Here is a 14,033-nt window from a genome sequence, read left to right as displayed (position 1 = left end):
ATGAGCCCATCCATGGCCGGGCGTTCGGCAGGCCACGCGGCAGTGCCGCGTCAGCAAGGTCTTCGATCACGTTGTCGTTGCCATCCATGGCGCCACGCATCGGCTTCGGAACGCCCGGCCCGACCATCCTTGGCCGGGCGTTCGCGGCCGTGCGCGCCATGGCGCGCAAGCACGGCCGCTCACCCCTTAACGCACACCACTTGTCGCAGCGTGTGCACCACATCGACCAGCTCGCGCTGGGCCGCCATCACCGCGTCGATGTCCTTGTACGCGGCGGGCGACTCGTCGATCACGCCGGCGTCCTTGCGGCATTCGACGTGCGCGGTGGCCTCGCGGTGCTGCTTCAGGGTGATCTGCGCACGCGCGGCGGTGCGGCTCATCACGCGGCCGGCGCCGTGGCTGCAGCTGTGGAAGCTGTCCGCGTTGCCCTTGCCGCGCACGATGAAGCTGCGTGCGCCCATGCTGCCGGGAATGATGCCCAGCTCGCCTTCGCGTGCGCTGACCGCGCCCTTTCGCGTCACCAGCAGCGACTGGCCGAAATGGTCCTCGCGCTGCACGTAATTGTGGTGGCAGTTCACCGCCGTCTTGTCCGTCTGGAACTTCGGCAGGCGGTGGCGCATCTCGTGCAGCACGCGCGTCATCATCGCCTCGCGGTTCGCGCGAGCGTAATCCTGCGCCCACGACACCGCCTCGACGTAGTCGGCGAACAGGTCCTCACCCTCCATGAAGAACGCGAGGTCCTTGTCGGGCACATGGAACCCCAGTACGCGCTTCTCCAGCTGGCGACGCGCCAGCTCGATGAAGTAGGTGCCGATCAGGTTGCCGGTGCCGCGCGAACCGGAGTGCAGCATCACCCACACCGCATCGCTCTCGTCGAGGCAGATCTCGATGAAATGGTTGCCGCCGCCGAGCGTTCCGATCTGGCGATCGACCTTGTCAGGCCGGATCTTCGGGTGCTTCTGGCGGATGACCGCCAGGCGCGCCATCAGGTTCGACTGTTCCAGCTTCGTCTCGACGCTGTCGGGAATGCGGCGGTGGTCGCCGCCGGGCCCGTTGCCGACCGGAATGCTGCGCTCGATCGAGTTGCGCAGCAGCGACAGGTCGTCCGGCAGGTCGTTCGCGCGCAGCGTGGTGCGCACGGCCGCCATGCCGCAGCCGATGTCGACGCCGACCGCCGCCGGGATGATCGCGCCCTTGGTCGGCACGACCGATCCCACCGTCGCGCCGATGCCCAGGTGCACGTCGGGCATCACCGCGACCCACGGCCCGACGAAGGGCAGGGCGGTGATGTTGCGCAGCTGCTGCTGCGCCTTGTCCTCCACCGGCACGCCGCGCACCCAGCCCTTGATCGGCGTGGATGCCTCCGGTGCGTGCAGGAGCTCGTAACTGCATTGCGTGTTCATGATTCCTTCCTTATGAAAGCCGTGCAGGCGGATCCTTCCGCCTGCACGGAGCTTACTGCTTGGATGCCTCACGAAGGTCGATGCCTTCGAAAAGCGTCAATTCCTTGTTGCGGATGCACTCGCCCGTTGCCCGCGCCGAAGCATCCAGGCGCAGCGCTTGAAGCGCTTCATGGCTTTCCCTTTCCTCGAAACCAGCATGTTCCGGATGCTTCGGGAGGGCGCGATGCACTCGCGTTGTGATCGTGGGTGTGCCTTTGCGAACGCCCTAAACAAAACGCCCCCGGGTGGTGGACCCGAGGGCGTTCGCGTTCCTCGGGAGGTCGGGGTGACCGACCTCCCGTGTGCAGGAGATCAGTCGCGGTGGTGGCCTTCGTCGCGCAGTCGCGGCGCGTGCACGTACGCGCCGAAGCCGACGGGCTTCAGTGCGTGGTGCAGGGCGATGTGTGCGATGAGGTTCATGGCGTTGCGAAGATCGAAAGAGGTGTGACTGCGAAGGTCGCGCAAGTTACGCATTCGCAAAAACGAATGCAAGACCGCTCGTCGGGAAATGGACGGTCGATGCAATGCCCATGCATTGCATCGATGTCACCGCAGCAGCGGTTCGAGTTGCGTCCATACGTGGTCTCGCAGCTTGGGCTGCGCACTCGCGATCGGATGCAGGTTGTCGTCCTGGAATGCGTTGCGGTCCAGCGCGATCGGTTCCAGCAGGAACGGCAGCAGTGCGATGCCGTGCTGCTTTGCCAGCGCCGCGTAGTTGTCGCTGAAGCCCTGCGTGTACTCGCGGCCCAGGTTGGGCGGCATGCGCATGCCGATCAGCAACACCTTCGCACCGGACGCTTTGGAGGCACGGATCATGCGGTCCAGGTTGGCGCGCGACTGTGCCAGCGGCAGGCCGCGCAGGCCGTCGTTCGCACCGAGTTCGATGACGACGACGGCGGGCTTGTTGCGTTTGATCTCGCCGTCGATGCGCGCCGCGCCGCCTGCGGTGGTTTCGCCGCTGATGCTGGCGTTGACCACGCGCCAGCCCGGCTTCGTCTTCGCCACGCGATCGGCGGTGAGTGCCACCCAACCCTGCGATGCCGCCAGGCCGTAACCGGCGGAGAGCGAATCGCCCATCACCAGCACGGTGCGTGCAGGCTTCGGCGTCGTCGCCGCCTTCGCGGCCGTCTGCGCCATCGCCGGCAGGGCGCACGCCAGCATCAGTGACGCCGCCACCACCCATCCGATGGCACATTGCAGAAGGTGTCGCGATACCCCATACCGGTGGTGCGGGGTGTTCGATGTCGTGAGGAGCGCAGCTCCCACCCGTTCTTTAAGAAACATTTAATCCTCGCTTCCGATGATCAACCCACCGCCTCCGGGCCGCCCCACCAGCATAAGGACGATCATGGCCGATTCCATCGCGCCGCGTGCACACGCTTCCACCGCGCTTCATGTGACCGGGCTCGGCAAGCGCGTGATGTTGCCGACCGGTGAACTGATCATCCTGGACGACGTCGCGTTCGATATCGCGAAGGGCGACTCGGTGGCGATCGTGGGCGCGTCGGGTTCGGGCAAGAGCACGCTGTTGTCGCTGTTGGCCGGCCTGGATACGCCCAGCAGTGGGCGCGTGCAGCTGGATGGCGAAACGCTGTCCACGCTGGACGAGGATGGGCGTGCGCGCGTGCGCGGCGAAAAGGTCGGTTTCGTATTCCAGAACTTCCAGCTGCTGCCGTCGCTGACCGCGCTGGAGAACGTGATGCTGCCGCTGGAGCTGCGCGGCGATCGCGACGTGGATGCGCCGGCTCGCGCCATCCTTGAGAAGGTGGGCCTGGGTCAGCGCCTGGGTCACTACCCGCGGCAGCTCTCCGGCGGCGAGCAGCAACGCGTCGCACTGGCGCGCGCGTTCGTGACGCGGCCTTCGCTGCTGTTTGCCGACGAGCCCACCGGTAACCTGGACACGCACACGGGGCAGGCGATCATCGAGCTTCTGTTCGAACTCAACGCGCAAGCCGGCACGACGCTGGTGCTGGTGACGCACGACGAGCACCTGGCTTCGCGTTGCGGTCGCCTGCTGCGACTGGACAGCGGCCGCCTGGTGGACGCGTGAGGACGGCGACGCTCGCCTGGCGCCAGCTGCGCCGCGATCTCGCGGCCGGCGACGTGCGCATCCTGATCGCGGCGCTGGTGCTGGCGGTGCTGGCGGTGACGGCGGTGGGTTTCGTTACCGATCGCGCGGAACGTGCGCTCGCGATGGAAGCCAATCGCCTGCTCGGTGGCGATGCCGTCGTGCGAGCGGACACGCCGATCACGGGCGCCGTGCGCGAGGCGGCCGATGCGCCGCAGCTGCAACGCACCGAGACCATGGAACTGCAGACCATGATCCGCGTGGGTGAACGCCTGCAGCTCGGCGATCTGCGCGCGCTCGGCGAGGGTTTCCCGTTGCGCGGCAGCTTCCGCATCGTCGATGCGGGTGGCGCAGAGCGCGACGCGGGGCGCGTGCCGGAGCGTGGCACCGTCTGGATGAGCCGCGCCGGCGCCGACACACTCGGTGCGACGCTCGGCGACGAGATCGCGCTGGGTGACTCGCGCTTCCGTCTTTCCGCACTGGTCGTGCAGGAACCCGATGCGGCGCTCGACTACTTCAATGTCGCGCCCAAGGTATTCCTCAATCTCGCCGACGTTTCCGCAACCGGGCTCGTGCAGGAGGGCAGCCGCATCCGCTACCGGCTGGTCGTGGCCGGCCCTGCGGCGGCGGTGGAGCACTTCGTTGCGACGGCCAAGCCGGCACTGGGGCGCGGTCAGCGGCTGGAAACCATTTCCGATGCACGTCCCGAGATCCGCTCCGCACTCGATCGCGCCGGGCGCTTCCTCGGCCTGGCGGCGTTGGTGTCGGTGGTGCTGGCGGCAGTGGCCGTGGCGATGGCCGCACGCCGGCACAGTGCGCGGCACCTGTCGGGCACGGCAGTGATGCGCTGCCTGGGAGCGACGCAGCGCACGCTGGTGGGCATCCAGGTGGGCGAGTTGCTTTTGCTCGGAGTGATCGCCAGCACGATCGGCGTCGTCATTGCGTTCGCGCTGCAATGGGCCATCGGCGGCTGGCTTGCGCAGGCACTGAAGCTGTCGATTCCGCCGGCCAGCTGGCTGCCCGCGCTTCAGGGCTACGGTGTCGGGCTGGTGGTGCTGATGGCCTTCGGCGCGCCGCCGGTGCTGGCGCTGCGTCGTGTGCCTGCGTTGCGTGTGCTGCGCCGCGATCTGGATCCGACCGAGCCCAGCGCATGGCTGGTCGCCATTGCGGGGCTCGTCGGGCTGGGTGCGCTGCTGTGGTGGAAGGCCGGTTCGGCGGCACTGGGCCTGTCGATGCTGGTGGGCATCGTCGCGACGCTGGCGGTCCTGGCGTTGCTGGCGTGGTTGCTGATCGTGGTGGTGCGGCGCACGCGTTCGCGGCTGCGTGGCAGCCTGCGGTATGGCCTGGCGAACGTGAGCCGCCGCGCCGGCGCGAGCATCGCGCAGGTGTCCGCGCTGGGGTTGGGCCTGATGGCGCTGCTGCTGTTGACCTTCGTGCGTACCGATCTGCTCGACCGCTGGCAGTTGGCGCTGGCCGAAGAAGCGCCCAACCGCTTCATCGTCAACGTGCAGGACGACCAGGTCGCCGACGTGCGTGCGTTCATCGCCGCGCAGGGCGTGGCGCCGCCGACGCTGTTCCCGATGATCCGCGGCCGGCTGGTCGCGCACAACGGCAAGCCCGTCACCGGAAAGGTTTACGTGGAACAGGGCGAGCGCGCACAGCGACTGGCCGAACGCGAGTTCAATCTGTCCGTGACCGATCGCCTGCGCGACGACAACCGCGTCACCGCCGGCGAGTTCTGGACCGGCCGCACGCCGGCGAAGCCGGAAGTGTCGGTGGAGGAGGACTTCGCCGAACGCCTGGGCTGGAAGATCGGCGACCGCGTGTCGTTCGACATCGCAGGCCAGCCGTTCAGCGCCACCATCACCAGTCTGCGCAGCGTGGACTGGGAGAGCTTTCGCCCGAACTTCTTCGTGATCGCCTCGCCGGGCTCGCTCGATGGGTTCCCTGCCAGTCACATCACCGCCGTCAGCGTGCCACCACAGCGCACGCGCTTCACGGCCGATCTGGTGGAGCGCTTCCCCAACCTGTCGGTGATCGACGTCGACGCGGTGCTCAAGCAGGTGCGCAGCACGGCGGACCAGGTGTCCACGGTGGTGGAAGTGGTCTTCTACTTCTCGCTCGCCGCGGGGCTGCTGGTACTGATGGCGGCGGTAAGCGCGAGCCAGGACGAGCGTTTGCTCGAAGGCGGCGTGATGCGCGCCATCGGCGGCAGTCGCCGCCAGCTGCGCCTGGCGCAGGCGTCGGAATTCGCGGCGATCGGTCTGCTGTCGGGTCTGACCGCGGCCATCGCGGCGTCCGTGCTGGCGGGCGTCGTCGCCACGCGCGTGTTCGACCTGCCATGGGAAGCCGACTGGCGCCTCGCGGCCGCCGGCGCCGCGGTCGGCGTGCTGGCCGCGCTGCTGGCGGGGTTGTTCGCGACGCGGCGCGTGCTGGATGCGCCGCCGTCGGTCACGCTGCGTGAGTTGCAGGAGTGAGGCGCGCCTTGCCTTCTACTGGAACACCGACTTGGGCTGGGCGCTGAACCGGCGCGAATAGTCGCGTTCCTTCGCCACGCGCTCCACCTCGTTGTCGGGCAGGTCCGGCGCCCCGTAGACGGCGTAGGCGATCTCGCCGTCGCGCAGCCCGATCTGGTGCAGGCGATAGCGCGGACGCCCGGCACCGGTGTTCTCGGGGTAGTGCAGGGGCGGCTCGGCGCCGTCCATGTCGAGTTCGCTGTTGTCCACCAGACCGCCGACGAAGAGGGCGCGCATCGCGTTTCTCCTACCTGACCTGGATCGATGTTCGCCCGCGCCGTGTTGTGTCGGCATGAAGCCCGGGCGCCCGGATCCGCAAATGCGCCCGCGCGGCCGCGTAGAATTGATCACGCTCACATTCCCGGACCCACACATGCGCGCCGACGACGGCGACGTCGCACTCGAAACCCTGTTCCTGCCGTTCATCGACGGTTCGTTGCCGTGGCCGGCCGAAGGCGGCGCCCTGTTCCTGCGTGCCCGCGACGGCTGGCCGCTGCACCAGCGCGCCTGGCCGGGCCTGGTGTGCGAGCAGAGCTTCCGCCCCGAGGCCGACGCGCTGGAGCGATCGGGCGCCACGCTGGGTCGCGCCGACGACGACAGGCGCCACGCGCTGGTGCTGGTGCTGGCGCCGCGACAGCGCGACGAGGCGCGTGCGCTGTTCGCGCGCGCGATCGCCCGCTGCGCGCCGGGCGGCCGTGTGGTCGCCTGCATCCCAAACAACGAAGGGGCGAAGTCGGGGGAATCGGATCTGGCACACCTTGCCGGTCCGGTATCCAGCCTGTCCAAACACAAATGCCGCGTGTTCTGGACCGCGCCGCTCGACGGGCCGGTCAATGCCGACCTCGCCGGCGAATGGGCGCAGGCCGACGCGCCACGCGCCATCGTCGACGGCCGCTTCGTCAGCCGGCCCGGCGTGTTCGCGTGGGACCGCATCGATCCGGCGTCGCGATTGCTCGCCGAACATCTGCCTGCACACCTCGCGGGCGCCGCGGCGGATCTCGGTGCGGGGTACGGATACCTTTCCACCGAGCTGCTCACGCGTTGTGCCGGCATCGTGTCGCTGGATCTGTATGAGGCCGAAGCGCGTGCGCTCGATCTGTCGCACATCAACCTGGCGGCGTTCGAGTCGCGCGTGGCGCTGTCCTTCCACTGGCACGACGTGACGCGCGGCATCGAAGGCGCGTACGACGTGATCGTGTGCAACCCGCCGTTCCATGCACAGGGGCGCACAGACCGTCCCGACATCGGTCGGCGCTTCATCGCCGTCGCGGCGCAGGCGTTGAAGCCGGGCGGGCGCCTGTGGTTGGTGGCGAACCGGCATCTCCCGTACGAGGCCGAGCTCGATGCGCGTTTCGGCCAGGTGAAAACCGTGGCACAACAGGGCGGCTTCAAGGTGGTCGAAGCGGTGCGTTCCAACGACAGGATTTCCCGATGAAGCTGGTCAAACTCATCGCCAACCTCGGCTATGGCAGCCGCAAGGACGTGATGGCGATGTTCCGTGAAGGTCGCATCACCGATGCGCAGGGCGAGGTGCTGTACGCCGACGACAAGGTGGAACACGACGCCATCCGCATCGACGAACAACCGCTGGACCCGCCTGCCGGCCTCACGCTGATGCTGCACAAGCCGGTGGGCTACACCTGTTCGACGAAGGACCCGGGGCGCGTCATTTACGACCTGCTGCCGCCGCGTTTTCGTCTGCGTTCGCCGCTGCTGTCCAGCGTCGGCCGGCTGGACCGCGACACCAGCGGCCTGTTGCTGATGACCGACGACGGCGCGCTGCTCCACCGCATCGTCTCGCCCAAGGCAAGGTTGCCGAAGGTGTACGAGGCCGCGCTGGCGCAGGACCTGCGCGGCGACGAGGGCGCGGTGTTCGCCAGCGGCACCCTGCTGCTGGAAGCGGAGACCACACCGCTGGCGCCGGCGGCGCTGCGCGTGGACGGTCCACGCCAGGCGTCGCTGACGCTGACCGAAGGCCGTTATCACCAGGTGCGGCGCATGTTCGCCGCGGTGGGCAACCATGTCGATGCGCTGCACCGCAGCCGGATCGGTGGGCTCGCGCTGGGCGACCTCGCGCCGGGCCAATGGCGCACGCTGGATACGGCGGACCTTGACGTGATGTTCGGAGAAAGCCGGTGAGCCTGTTGCAGCCAGTGGAATTCTCGCCCGTCGCGGTGCTGTTCGACATGGACGGGCTGATGATCGAGAGCGAACGCGCGCTGTTGGAATGCTGGCGCGAGGCGTCGACCGAGCTGCAACTGGAACTGGACGATGCGTTGTGGCTGTCGTTCGTCGGCCACTCCGATCGCGTCTGCCGGGACCTGCTGCGCGAACGTCTTCCCGAAGCGCAGGTCCAGGCGCTGCTGGCCGGTCTGCAGGTGCGTTACGACGCACGCGTGGAAGCGGGGCTGCCGATCAAGGCGGGTGTGTTCGAACTGCTGGCGCTGCTGCACGAGCGCGGCATACCGCGTGCGGTTGGAACCTCCACGCGTCGCCCGCGCGCGCTGCAGAAGTTGGAACTGGCCGGCCTGTTGCCGCACTTCGACACGATCGTCACCGGCAGCGATGTCGAACATTCGAAGCCGGCGCCGGACATCTACCTGCTGGCGGCGAAGCAGCTGGGCGTAGCGCCGGAACGCTGCATCGTGCTGGAGGATTCGGCGGCCGGTGTGCGCGCCGCGCTCGCGGCGGGCATGACACCCATCCAGGTGCCGGACCTGGTGGCGCCGGATGACGAGGTGCGCGCACTGGGCCACCGCATCGTCGACTCACTGCTGCATGCGCGGGCGCTGATCGAGCCCGCATTGGGTTAGCGCGCCCTCAGGGCGTCATCAGCTTCCGCCAGCCTTCCACACCGAGCTGCTCCAGCGCCGCGATGTTGCGCTCGACGATGACCTCCGGGTCCGGGAACGCCGCGACCGCGCGGTCGATGCTGGCCTCGCGCAGCAGGTGCAGAGTGGGGTAGGGCGAACGGTTGGTGAAGTTGCCCATCTCGTCCGGCGCGGTGCCGGCGAAGCGATAGTCCGGATGGAAGCTGGCGACCTGGATCTCGCCCTCGAGGTCGAGCGCCGCGACGGCGGCATCGGCCCGGTCCAGGAAGTCGTTGTAGTCCAGGAAGTCCGTCAGCACGTGCGGGTGGATCAGCAGCGTGGTGTCGGTGACGTCGGCGGCGGTGGCGGACAGCAGCGACAGTTCGGCGGTGAGTTCCTCGAGCAGCGCCTCGGGCGTGGTGGCCGCACTGACCACTAAACGCACCTGCTGCTTGACGTACACCGCCTTGGCGAACGGGCACAGGTTCAGCCCGATCACCGCGCGCTCCAGCCAGCGGCGCGTCGCGGCGATGACGTCTTCGTCGCTCACGGCTTCAGTCGCGGAAGTTGTCGAACTGCAGCGGGCGCTCGTACTCGGTCGCCTTGAGCAGCGCGATGGCGGCCTGCAGGTCGTCGCGCTTCTTGCCGGTCACGCGCAGCTTGTCGCCGTTGATCTGGCTTTCGACCTTGAGCTTGGCGTCCTTGAGCGCGCCCTGGATCTTCTTGGCCAGATCGCGCTCGATGCCCTGCTTGACCGTGATCTTCTGTCGCGCACCGGCCAGGTTGGTCTCGACGTCGCCGAACTCCAGGCAGCGCGAGTCGATGCTGCGCGCGATCAGGCGCGCACGCAGGATGTCGGTCATCTGCTTGAGCTGGAAGTCGCTCGGCGCGGACTGGGTAATTACCTGCTCGTCCAGCGCGAACTTCGCGTCCACGCCCTTGAAGTCGAACCGCGTGCCGAGCTCGCGGTTGGCCTGGTCGACGGCATTGGTGAGTTCGTGGCGGTCGACTTCGGAGACGATGTCGAAGGAGGGCATGGCCGGCTCCGGCGTGTGTGCGGGGGCGCAAAGGGTAGCGCAGCGGGCGCGAAGGCGCAGCCGCGGCACGCTGTGTTGACCGCCATGCGCACAGCGCACCCACCCGCGCGGGACTAGACTTGCGCGGTCCTTCGATCGGGAACCCCGCCATGCTCAAGACGCCTGCCTACGCCGCGCTCGACGCGACCTCGCCCCTGGCTCCGTTCAACATCGAGCGGCGCGAGCCCGGCCCGCGCGAGGTGCTGATCGACATCCTCTATTGCGGCGTGTGCCATTCCGACATCCACCAGGCGCGCGACGGCTGGGGCGGCTCGGTCTTCCCGATGGTGCCGGGTCACGAGATCGTCGGGCGCGTGTCGCGGGTCGGCTCGCAGGTGGAGCGTTTCCAGGTCGGCGAGGCGGTCGGTGTCGGCGTATTCGTCGATTCGTGCCGGCGCTGCCCGTCGTGCAGGGACGGCGAGGAGCAGTACTGCGACTTCGGCATGAGCGGCACCTACAACAGTTACGAGCGCGACCCGGTCGAGCACCGCTTCGACAAGAGCCGGCCGACCTACGGCGGCTACGCCACGATGATCACGGTCGACCAGGACTACGTGCTGCGCGTTCCCGAGGCGCTGCCGCTCGACCGTGCCGCACCGCTGCTGTGCGCGGGCATCACCACGTACTCGCCGCTGAAGCATTTCGGCGTGAAGCCGGGGGATCGCGTGGCGGTGGTGGGGTTGGGTGGCCTGGGCCACATGGCGGTGAAGCTGGCCGCGGCGATGGGCGCACACGTCACGGTGCTGAGTACCTCCGAATCCAAGCGTGCCGATGCGCAGGCGCTGGGCGCGCAGGACTTCGCATCCACACGCGATGGTTCGGTGTTCAAGGAGAAGGCGAACACCTTCGACTTCATCATCGACACGGTCTCGGCGAAGCACGACTACAACGCCTACCTCAACCTGCTCAGGCTCGACGGCACGATGGTGCTGGTGGGCCTGCCGGAGGAGCCCGAAGTGGTTTCCGCCGGCAGCCTGACCCGCAAGCGCCGCCGCCTGGCCGGTTCGATGATCGGCGGCATCCGCGAAACGCAGGAAATGCTGGACTTCTGCGCGCAGCACGGCATCGCCTCGGACATCGAGCTGATCCGCATCGAGCAGATCAACGAAGCCTACGAGCGCATGCTGCGCTCGGACGTGCGGTACCGGTTTGTGATCGACATCGACAGCCTGCGACGTGGGGGTGGGTGAGGAGCGGTGTTTGCGCGCCATGGCGCGCTCGCGACGAACGCCGGGCCAGGATGGCCGGGCCGGGCAATCCGAAGCCTGCAACGCGACGCCATGGATGGCAGCGGCATCGCCATCGAAGACGGTGCGTGCGCGGCACTGCCCACTTCTTCCTTCGCGGGAGAAGGTGGCGCGCAGCGCCCGAAGAGGGGGCGCTCGCAGCGCGTGCGTTGCGTACGTGCGCCGCATACCCCTCTCCCTGGCCGCTTCGCGGTCTGTCCCTCTCCCGCAAGGGGAGAGGGAGAACGTAGTGCCGGGGATGGCATTAGGCAACCTCATCGAAGCTCGTGCCGCAAAGCGGCCATCGGCTCTCCCTTCTCCCCTTGCGGGAGAAGGTGGCGCGCAGCGCCGGAAGAGGGGGCGCGCGCAGCACGTGCGTTGCGTTCGTGCGCCGCATACCCCTCTCCCTGGCCGCTTCGCGGTCTGTCCCTCTCCCGCAAGGGGAGAGGGTGAAACGTAGCGACCAGCCATCAATGGCATAGTTCGCTTCCCCCGCACATCCCGTCGCCATGCCCACGTCCCGCAATCCCCACCGGAACCGCGCCATGCTGACCATGCTGGTGGCGGTCGCGATGTTCGCGATGATGGACGCGGGACTCAAACAGCTGTCCACGCACTATCCGCCCTTCCAGGTGGCCTCGCTGCGCGGCGCGGCGTCGTTGCCGCTGGTGCTGGCGTGGGCGCTGGCTACCAGCGGTATCCGCCCGCTGCTGCGCGTGCGCTGGTCGTTGCACCTGCTGCGTGGCGTGCTCGGCGTGGCGATGATGGCGACCTTCGTCTACGCGGTTTCGAAGCTGCCGTTGTCGACCACGTACTCGGTCTTCTTCGTCGCCCCGTTGCTGATCACCGCGCTGTCCGTGCCCCTGCTGGGCGAGAAGGTCGGGCCGCGGCGCTGGATCGCCATCGCGATCGGTCTGGTCGGCGTGCTGGTGCTGCTGCGTCCCACCGGCGAAGGTCTGATCAGCGTCGCGGCGCTCGCGGTGCTGGTGGCCGCGGTGATGTACGCGATCAGCGCGATCACCGTACGCATCCTCGCCCGTACCGACAGCACGCAGTCGATGATGGTCTGGCTGATGGTGATGATCGCGCTGGGCGCGGGCGTGATGGCCTGGCCGGAATGGGTGCCGATCCAGCGCGAGGACCTGTGGCTGATCGCGGGCATCGGCGTTGCTGGCGCGCTGGGCCAGTACGCGATCACCGAAGCGTTCCGTCTCGGCGAGGCGTCGTTGATCGCGCCTTTGGAATACACCGCCTTGATATGGGGTGTGCTGTTCGACATGACGCTGTGGGGTGTGCTGCCCGACGCCATCACCTGGGTGGGCGCATCGATCATCGTGGTCAGCGGTCTCTACCTGATCCGCCGCGAACGCGTTCACGTCGAGGCGGAGCACCCCTGACGCGGTGAGCGGTCAGGTGTTGCGGTTTCGCAGCGACCATCGATGCGATGGCGGTCGGGCGGCATGAAACGCAAGCGCGAAGCCGGGAACCGGATCTGCACAGCGCGGTGATGCGCTCACCGCGCGTGCGCTGCAGGTCGAGCCGGCGGTTGCCGGCCACCTGTTCCACCACACGCCGCGGAGTTCCGCCCTTCATCCCGCTGGATGACGATCGACGGCCCTTCGGGCGCCCTCCGTGCTCAGCGTTCCGTGCTGGCCGTCAGCGCCGCGCTCAACGCGGCATTGCCGCTGACCAGGTCCGCCCAGCGCAGCTCCTGTCCGTTGCGGCGCCCTTTCTCCACGAGCTTCAGTCCATCGGCGTCGATGGTGAGGGTGTACGGCCGCTCCTCGATCACGATCTCGCGACGCAGGGGTTTGTCGAGCTTGGTGGTCATGCGCAACTCCTCCGGGGAAACACCGCGACCCTAACGAGAGGCGGTTATCGCGGCGTGAATGTGGGGCAGAGGGCCCAGCGGGTTTCGTGACGACTGTCCGGCAAACCCGGACGGGCATGAAGGAAATGAAACGGAACGGGCCCCTCGCGGGGCCCGTCGTGCCGAGCGTGGTGCGGATCAGAAGCGGGCGCCGACGCCCACGCCCACGGTGACCGGATTCAGCTCCGCCTTGCCGACGTTGGTGCCGTTCACGGCGACGTTCGGCTGCCCGGTGGTGTCCTGCATGTAGCGCACGTCCGCACGCGCGAACCAGGTCGGTGTCATGTTGAGGTCCACGCCGGCGGTGGCCATCGCGCCCTTGGCGGTCTCCACGCCGATGCGCTGGCCCGCAAGCGGACCGCTGGGCTCGGCCTTCTCGCCGCTGGTGTTGGCCTCGTAGTAGCCCAGGCCCACGAATGGGCGCACGGTCTTGTCGGCAGTGCCGAAGTGGTACTGGGCACTCAACGCGTAGGGCTGCGTATCGACGCTGGCGATCTTGCCGTTGGGCGAGCGCACGCGGTTGCCGAACTTGTCGGCCGAACCCCACGCCTCGACGGCGATGTTGTCGGTCACGTAGTAGTTCGCGCTGAGCGTGGCGGCGCCGTCGCCGTCGAACGTGGTGCGCGTGCCGGCGATCTGCGGGTTGCTGGTCGGCTCCGACAGCGCGTAGCCGCCGACGACCGCGAAGCGCTTGCCGCCCGCGCTGGAAGTCGTGCCGGCGTCCTGTGCGAACGCGGCGGGGGCAATGGCCAGAGTGGCCACGACGGCCAGGGTCAAATGACGGAAATGCATCATGGAGTGGTCTCCTCGTTATTGATGACGCCTTGGGGGAGGCTGCCTTTCGCGAAGGCGGAGCCACCGTAGCCACCCCTGCATGAACCGTCCTTGCCCCCGCGGGCAACGCTTCAGGAACATCACGAAAATGCGGTGGTAGCGGGCGTGCGCGCGTTCGCACAGCGGCGATGAACCTGCCTTGACCACCGGTGCGAAGCGGCTTGTCGACGCGCGGCGAAGACAATCCCCGC

At 68.1% G+C, this 14,033-nt stretch carries 15 protein-coding genes; 7 read left to right on the top strand and 8 right to left on the bottom strand.

Features of this window, described 5'->3' with window-relative positions; genetic code table 11:
* Positions 1–179: 179 nt before the first annotated feature.
* From QLQ15_RS02205 to QLQ15_RS02195, 3 genes are all read right to left on the bottom strand, one after another.
* A complete protein-coding gene (locus QLQ15_RS02205) occupies positions 180–1,403 on the bottom strand; it encodes an RtcB family protein (RefSeq protein WP_283211227.1) in 1,224 nt (407 codons plus the stop codon).
* A 52-nt stretch (positions 1,404–1,455) separates the two neighbouring features.
* Positions 1,456–1,632 carry a hypothetical protein gene (locus QLQ15_RS02200; RefSeq protein WP_283211226.1) on the bottom strand — a complete coding sequence of 59 codons (177 nt, stop codon included), beginning with the start codon at positions 1,630–1,632 and terminating at the stop codon, positions 1,456–1,458.
* Positions 1,633–1,988: 356 nt separating this feature from the next.
* On the bottom strand, positions 1,989–2,618 hold the full coding sequence (locus QLQ15_RS02195) for an arylesterase (RefSeq protein ID WP_283211225.1): 630 nt from the start codon (positions 2,616–2,618) through the stop codon (positions 1,989–1,991).
* 172 nt (positions 2,619–2,790) lie between these two features.
* On the opposite strand from QLQ15_RS02195, the gene QLQ15_RS02190 reads away from it, so the two are divergent.
* Together QLQ15_RS02190 and QLQ15_RS02185 are read left to right on the top strand one after the other, a co-directional pair.
* A complete protein-coding gene (locus QLQ15_RS02190) occupies positions 2,791–3,492 on the top strand; it encodes an ABC transporter ATP-binding protein (RefSeq protein ID WP_283211224.1) in 702 nt (233 codons plus the stop codon).
* Positions 3,489–5,987: an ABC transporter permease gene (locus tag QLQ15_RS02185; RefSeq protein ID WP_283211223.1), complete on the top strand. Its 2,499-nt coding sequence runs from the start codon at positions 3,489–3,491 to the stop codon at positions 5,985–5,987. The genes QLQ15_RS02190 and QLQ15_RS02185 overlap by 4 nt, the downstream gene beginning before the upstream one ends.
* A 15-nt stretch (positions 5,988–6,002) precedes the next feature.
* On the opposite strand, the gene QLQ15_RS02180 is transcribed toward QLQ15_RS02185, so the two are convergent.
* Positions 6,003–6,263, bottom strand: a complete 261-nt coding sequence (locus QLQ15_RS02180; protein ID WP_283211222.1) for a hypothetical protein — start codon at positions 6,261–6,263, stop codon at positions 6,003–6,005.
* A 136-nt stretch (positions 6,264–6,399) separates the two neighbouring features.
* On the opposite strand from QLQ15_RS02180, the gene QLQ15_RS02175 reads away from it, so the two are divergent.
* From QLQ15_RS02175 to QLQ15_RS02165, 3 genes are read left to right on the top strand one after another with little or no spacing between them, the layout of a single operon-like run.
* Entirely contained in the window at positions 6,400–7,461 is a 1,062-nt protein-coding gene (locus tag QLQ15_RS02175) for a class I SAM-dependent methyltransferase (RefSeq protein ID WP_283211221.1), read from the top strand.
* Positions 7,458–8,165 (top strand): pseudouridine synthase, encoded by a 708-nt coding sequence (locus QLQ15_RS02170; protein WP_283211220.1) that lies wholly within the window; start codon positions 7,458–7,460, stop codon positions 8,163–8,165. Before QLQ15_RS02175 ends, QLQ15_RS02170 begins: the two co-directional genes overlap by 4 nt.
* On the top strand, positions 8,162–8,839 hold the full coding sequence (locus QLQ15_RS02165; RefSeq protein ID WP_283211219.1) for an HAD family hydrolase: 678 nt from the start codon (positions 8,162–8,164) through the stop codon (positions 8,837–8,839). Before QLQ15_RS02170 ends, QLQ15_RS02165 begins: the two co-directional genes overlap by 4 nt.
* Positions 8,840–8,846: 7 nt before the next feature.
* Here the strand turns inward: QLQ15_RS02165 and QLQ15_RS02160 are convergent, their stop codons facing one another.
* Together QLQ15_RS02160 and QLQ15_RS02155 are read right to left on the bottom strand one after the other, a co-directional pair.
* Positions 8,847–9,386: a DUF1415 domain-containing protein gene (locus QLQ15_RS02160; RefSeq protein WP_283211218.1), complete on the bottom strand. Its 540-nt coding sequence runs from the start codon at positions 9,384–9,386 to the stop codon at positions 8,847–8,849.
* 4 nt (positions 9,387–9,390) lie between these two features.
* Complete coding sequence (locus tag QLQ15_RS02155; RefSeq protein ID WP_283211217.1) at positions 9,391–9,873, bottom strand: YajQ family cyclic di-GMP-binding protein; 483 nt, start codon at positions 9,871–9,873, stop codon at positions 9,391–9,393.
* A gap of 149 nt (positions 9,874–10,022) precedes the next feature.
* On the opposite strand from QLQ15_RS02155, the gene QLQ15_RS02150 reads away from it, so the two are divergent.
* Both QLQ15_RS02150 and QLQ15_RS02145 read left to right on the top strand, forming a co-directional pair.
* Positions 10,023–11,102, top strand: a complete 1,080-nt coding sequence (locus QLQ15_RS02150) for an NAD(P)-dependent alcohol dehydrogenase (RefSeq protein ID WP_283211216.1) — start codon at positions 10,023–10,025, stop codon at positions 11,100–11,102.
* 545 nt (positions 11,103–11,647) lie between these two features.
* Positions 11,648–12,535: a DMT family transporter gene (locus tag QLQ15_RS02145; protein WP_283211215.1), complete on the top strand. Its 888-nt coding sequence runs from the start codon at positions 11,648–11,650 to the stop codon at positions 12,533–12,535.
* A 239-nt stretch (positions 12,536–12,774) separates the two neighbouring features.
* Here QLQ15_RS02145 and QLQ15_RS02140 read toward each other — a convergent pair whose 3' ends face one another.
* Together QLQ15_RS02140 and QLQ15_RS02135 are read right to left on the bottom strand one after the other, a co-directional pair.
* Positions 12,775–12,969, bottom strand: coding sequence for a hypothetical protein (locus tag QLQ15_RS02140; RefSeq protein ID WP_283211214.1), 195 nt, complete (start codon positions 12,967–12,969; stop codon positions 12,775–12,777).
* A 177-nt stretch (positions 12,970–13,146) separates the two neighbouring features.
* The gene (locus tag QLQ15_RS02135) at positions 13,147–13,803 is read right to left on the bottom strand and encodes an OmpW/AlkL family protein (RefSeq protein ID WP_283211213.1); all 657 of its coding nucleotides are present in this window, start codon (positions 13,801–13,803) and stop codon (positions 13,147–13,149) included.
* Positions 13,804–14,033 lie beyond the last annotated feature (230 nt).

It is taken from the genome of Lysobacter stagni, assembly GCF_030053425.1.
Lineage (GTDB): Bacteria > Pseudomonadota > Gammaproteobacteria > Xanthomonadales > Xanthomonadaceae > Lysobacter_J > Lysobacter_J stagni.
This window is presented reverse-complemented; position numbering and strand designations above follow the sequence as displayed.

Bases quoted from the DNA above. Each gene is read 5' to 3' on its own strand.
- QLQ15_RS02170 (WP_283211220.1), top strand. From the start codon at position 7,458: ATGAAGCTGGTCAAACTCATCGCCAACCTCGGCTATGGCAGCCGCAAG.
- QLQ15_RS02205 (WP_283211227.1), bottom strand. From the start codon at position 1,403: ATGAACACGCAATGCAGTTACGAGCTCCTGCACGCACCGGAGGCATCC.
- QLQ15_RS02140 (WP_283211214.1), bottom strand. From the start codon at position 12,969: ATGACCACCAAGCTCGACAAACCCCTGCGTCGCGAGATCGTGATCGAG.
- QLQ15_RS02155 (WP_283211217.1), bottom strand. From the start codon at position 9,873: ATGCCCTCCTTCGACATCGTCTCCGAAGTCGACCGCCACGAACTCACC.
- QLQ15_RS02180 (WP_283211222.1), bottom strand. From the start codon at position 6,263: ATGCGCGCCCTCTTCGTCGGCGGTCTGGTGGACAACAGCGAACTCGAC.
- QLQ15_RS02135 (WP_283211213.1), bottom strand. From the start codon at position 13,803: ATGATGCATTTCCGTCATTTGACCCTGGCCGTCGTGGCCACTCTGGCC.
- QLQ15_RS02175 (WP_283211221.1), top strand. From the start codon at position 6,400: ATGCGCGCCGACGACGGCGACGTCGCACTCGAAACCCTGTTCCTGCCG.
- QLQ15_RS02190 (WP_283211224.1), top strand. From the start codon at position 2,791: ATGGCCGATTCCATCGCGCCGCGTGCACACGCTTCCACCGCGCTTCAT.
- QLQ15_RS02145 (WP_283211215.1), top strand. From the start codon at position 11,648: ATGCCCACGTCCCGCAATCCCCACCGGAACCGCGCCATGCTGACCATG.
- QLQ15_RS02150 (WP_283211216.1), top strand. From the start codon at position 10,023: ATGCTCAAGACGCCTGCCTACGCCGCGCTCGACGCGACCTCGCCCCTG.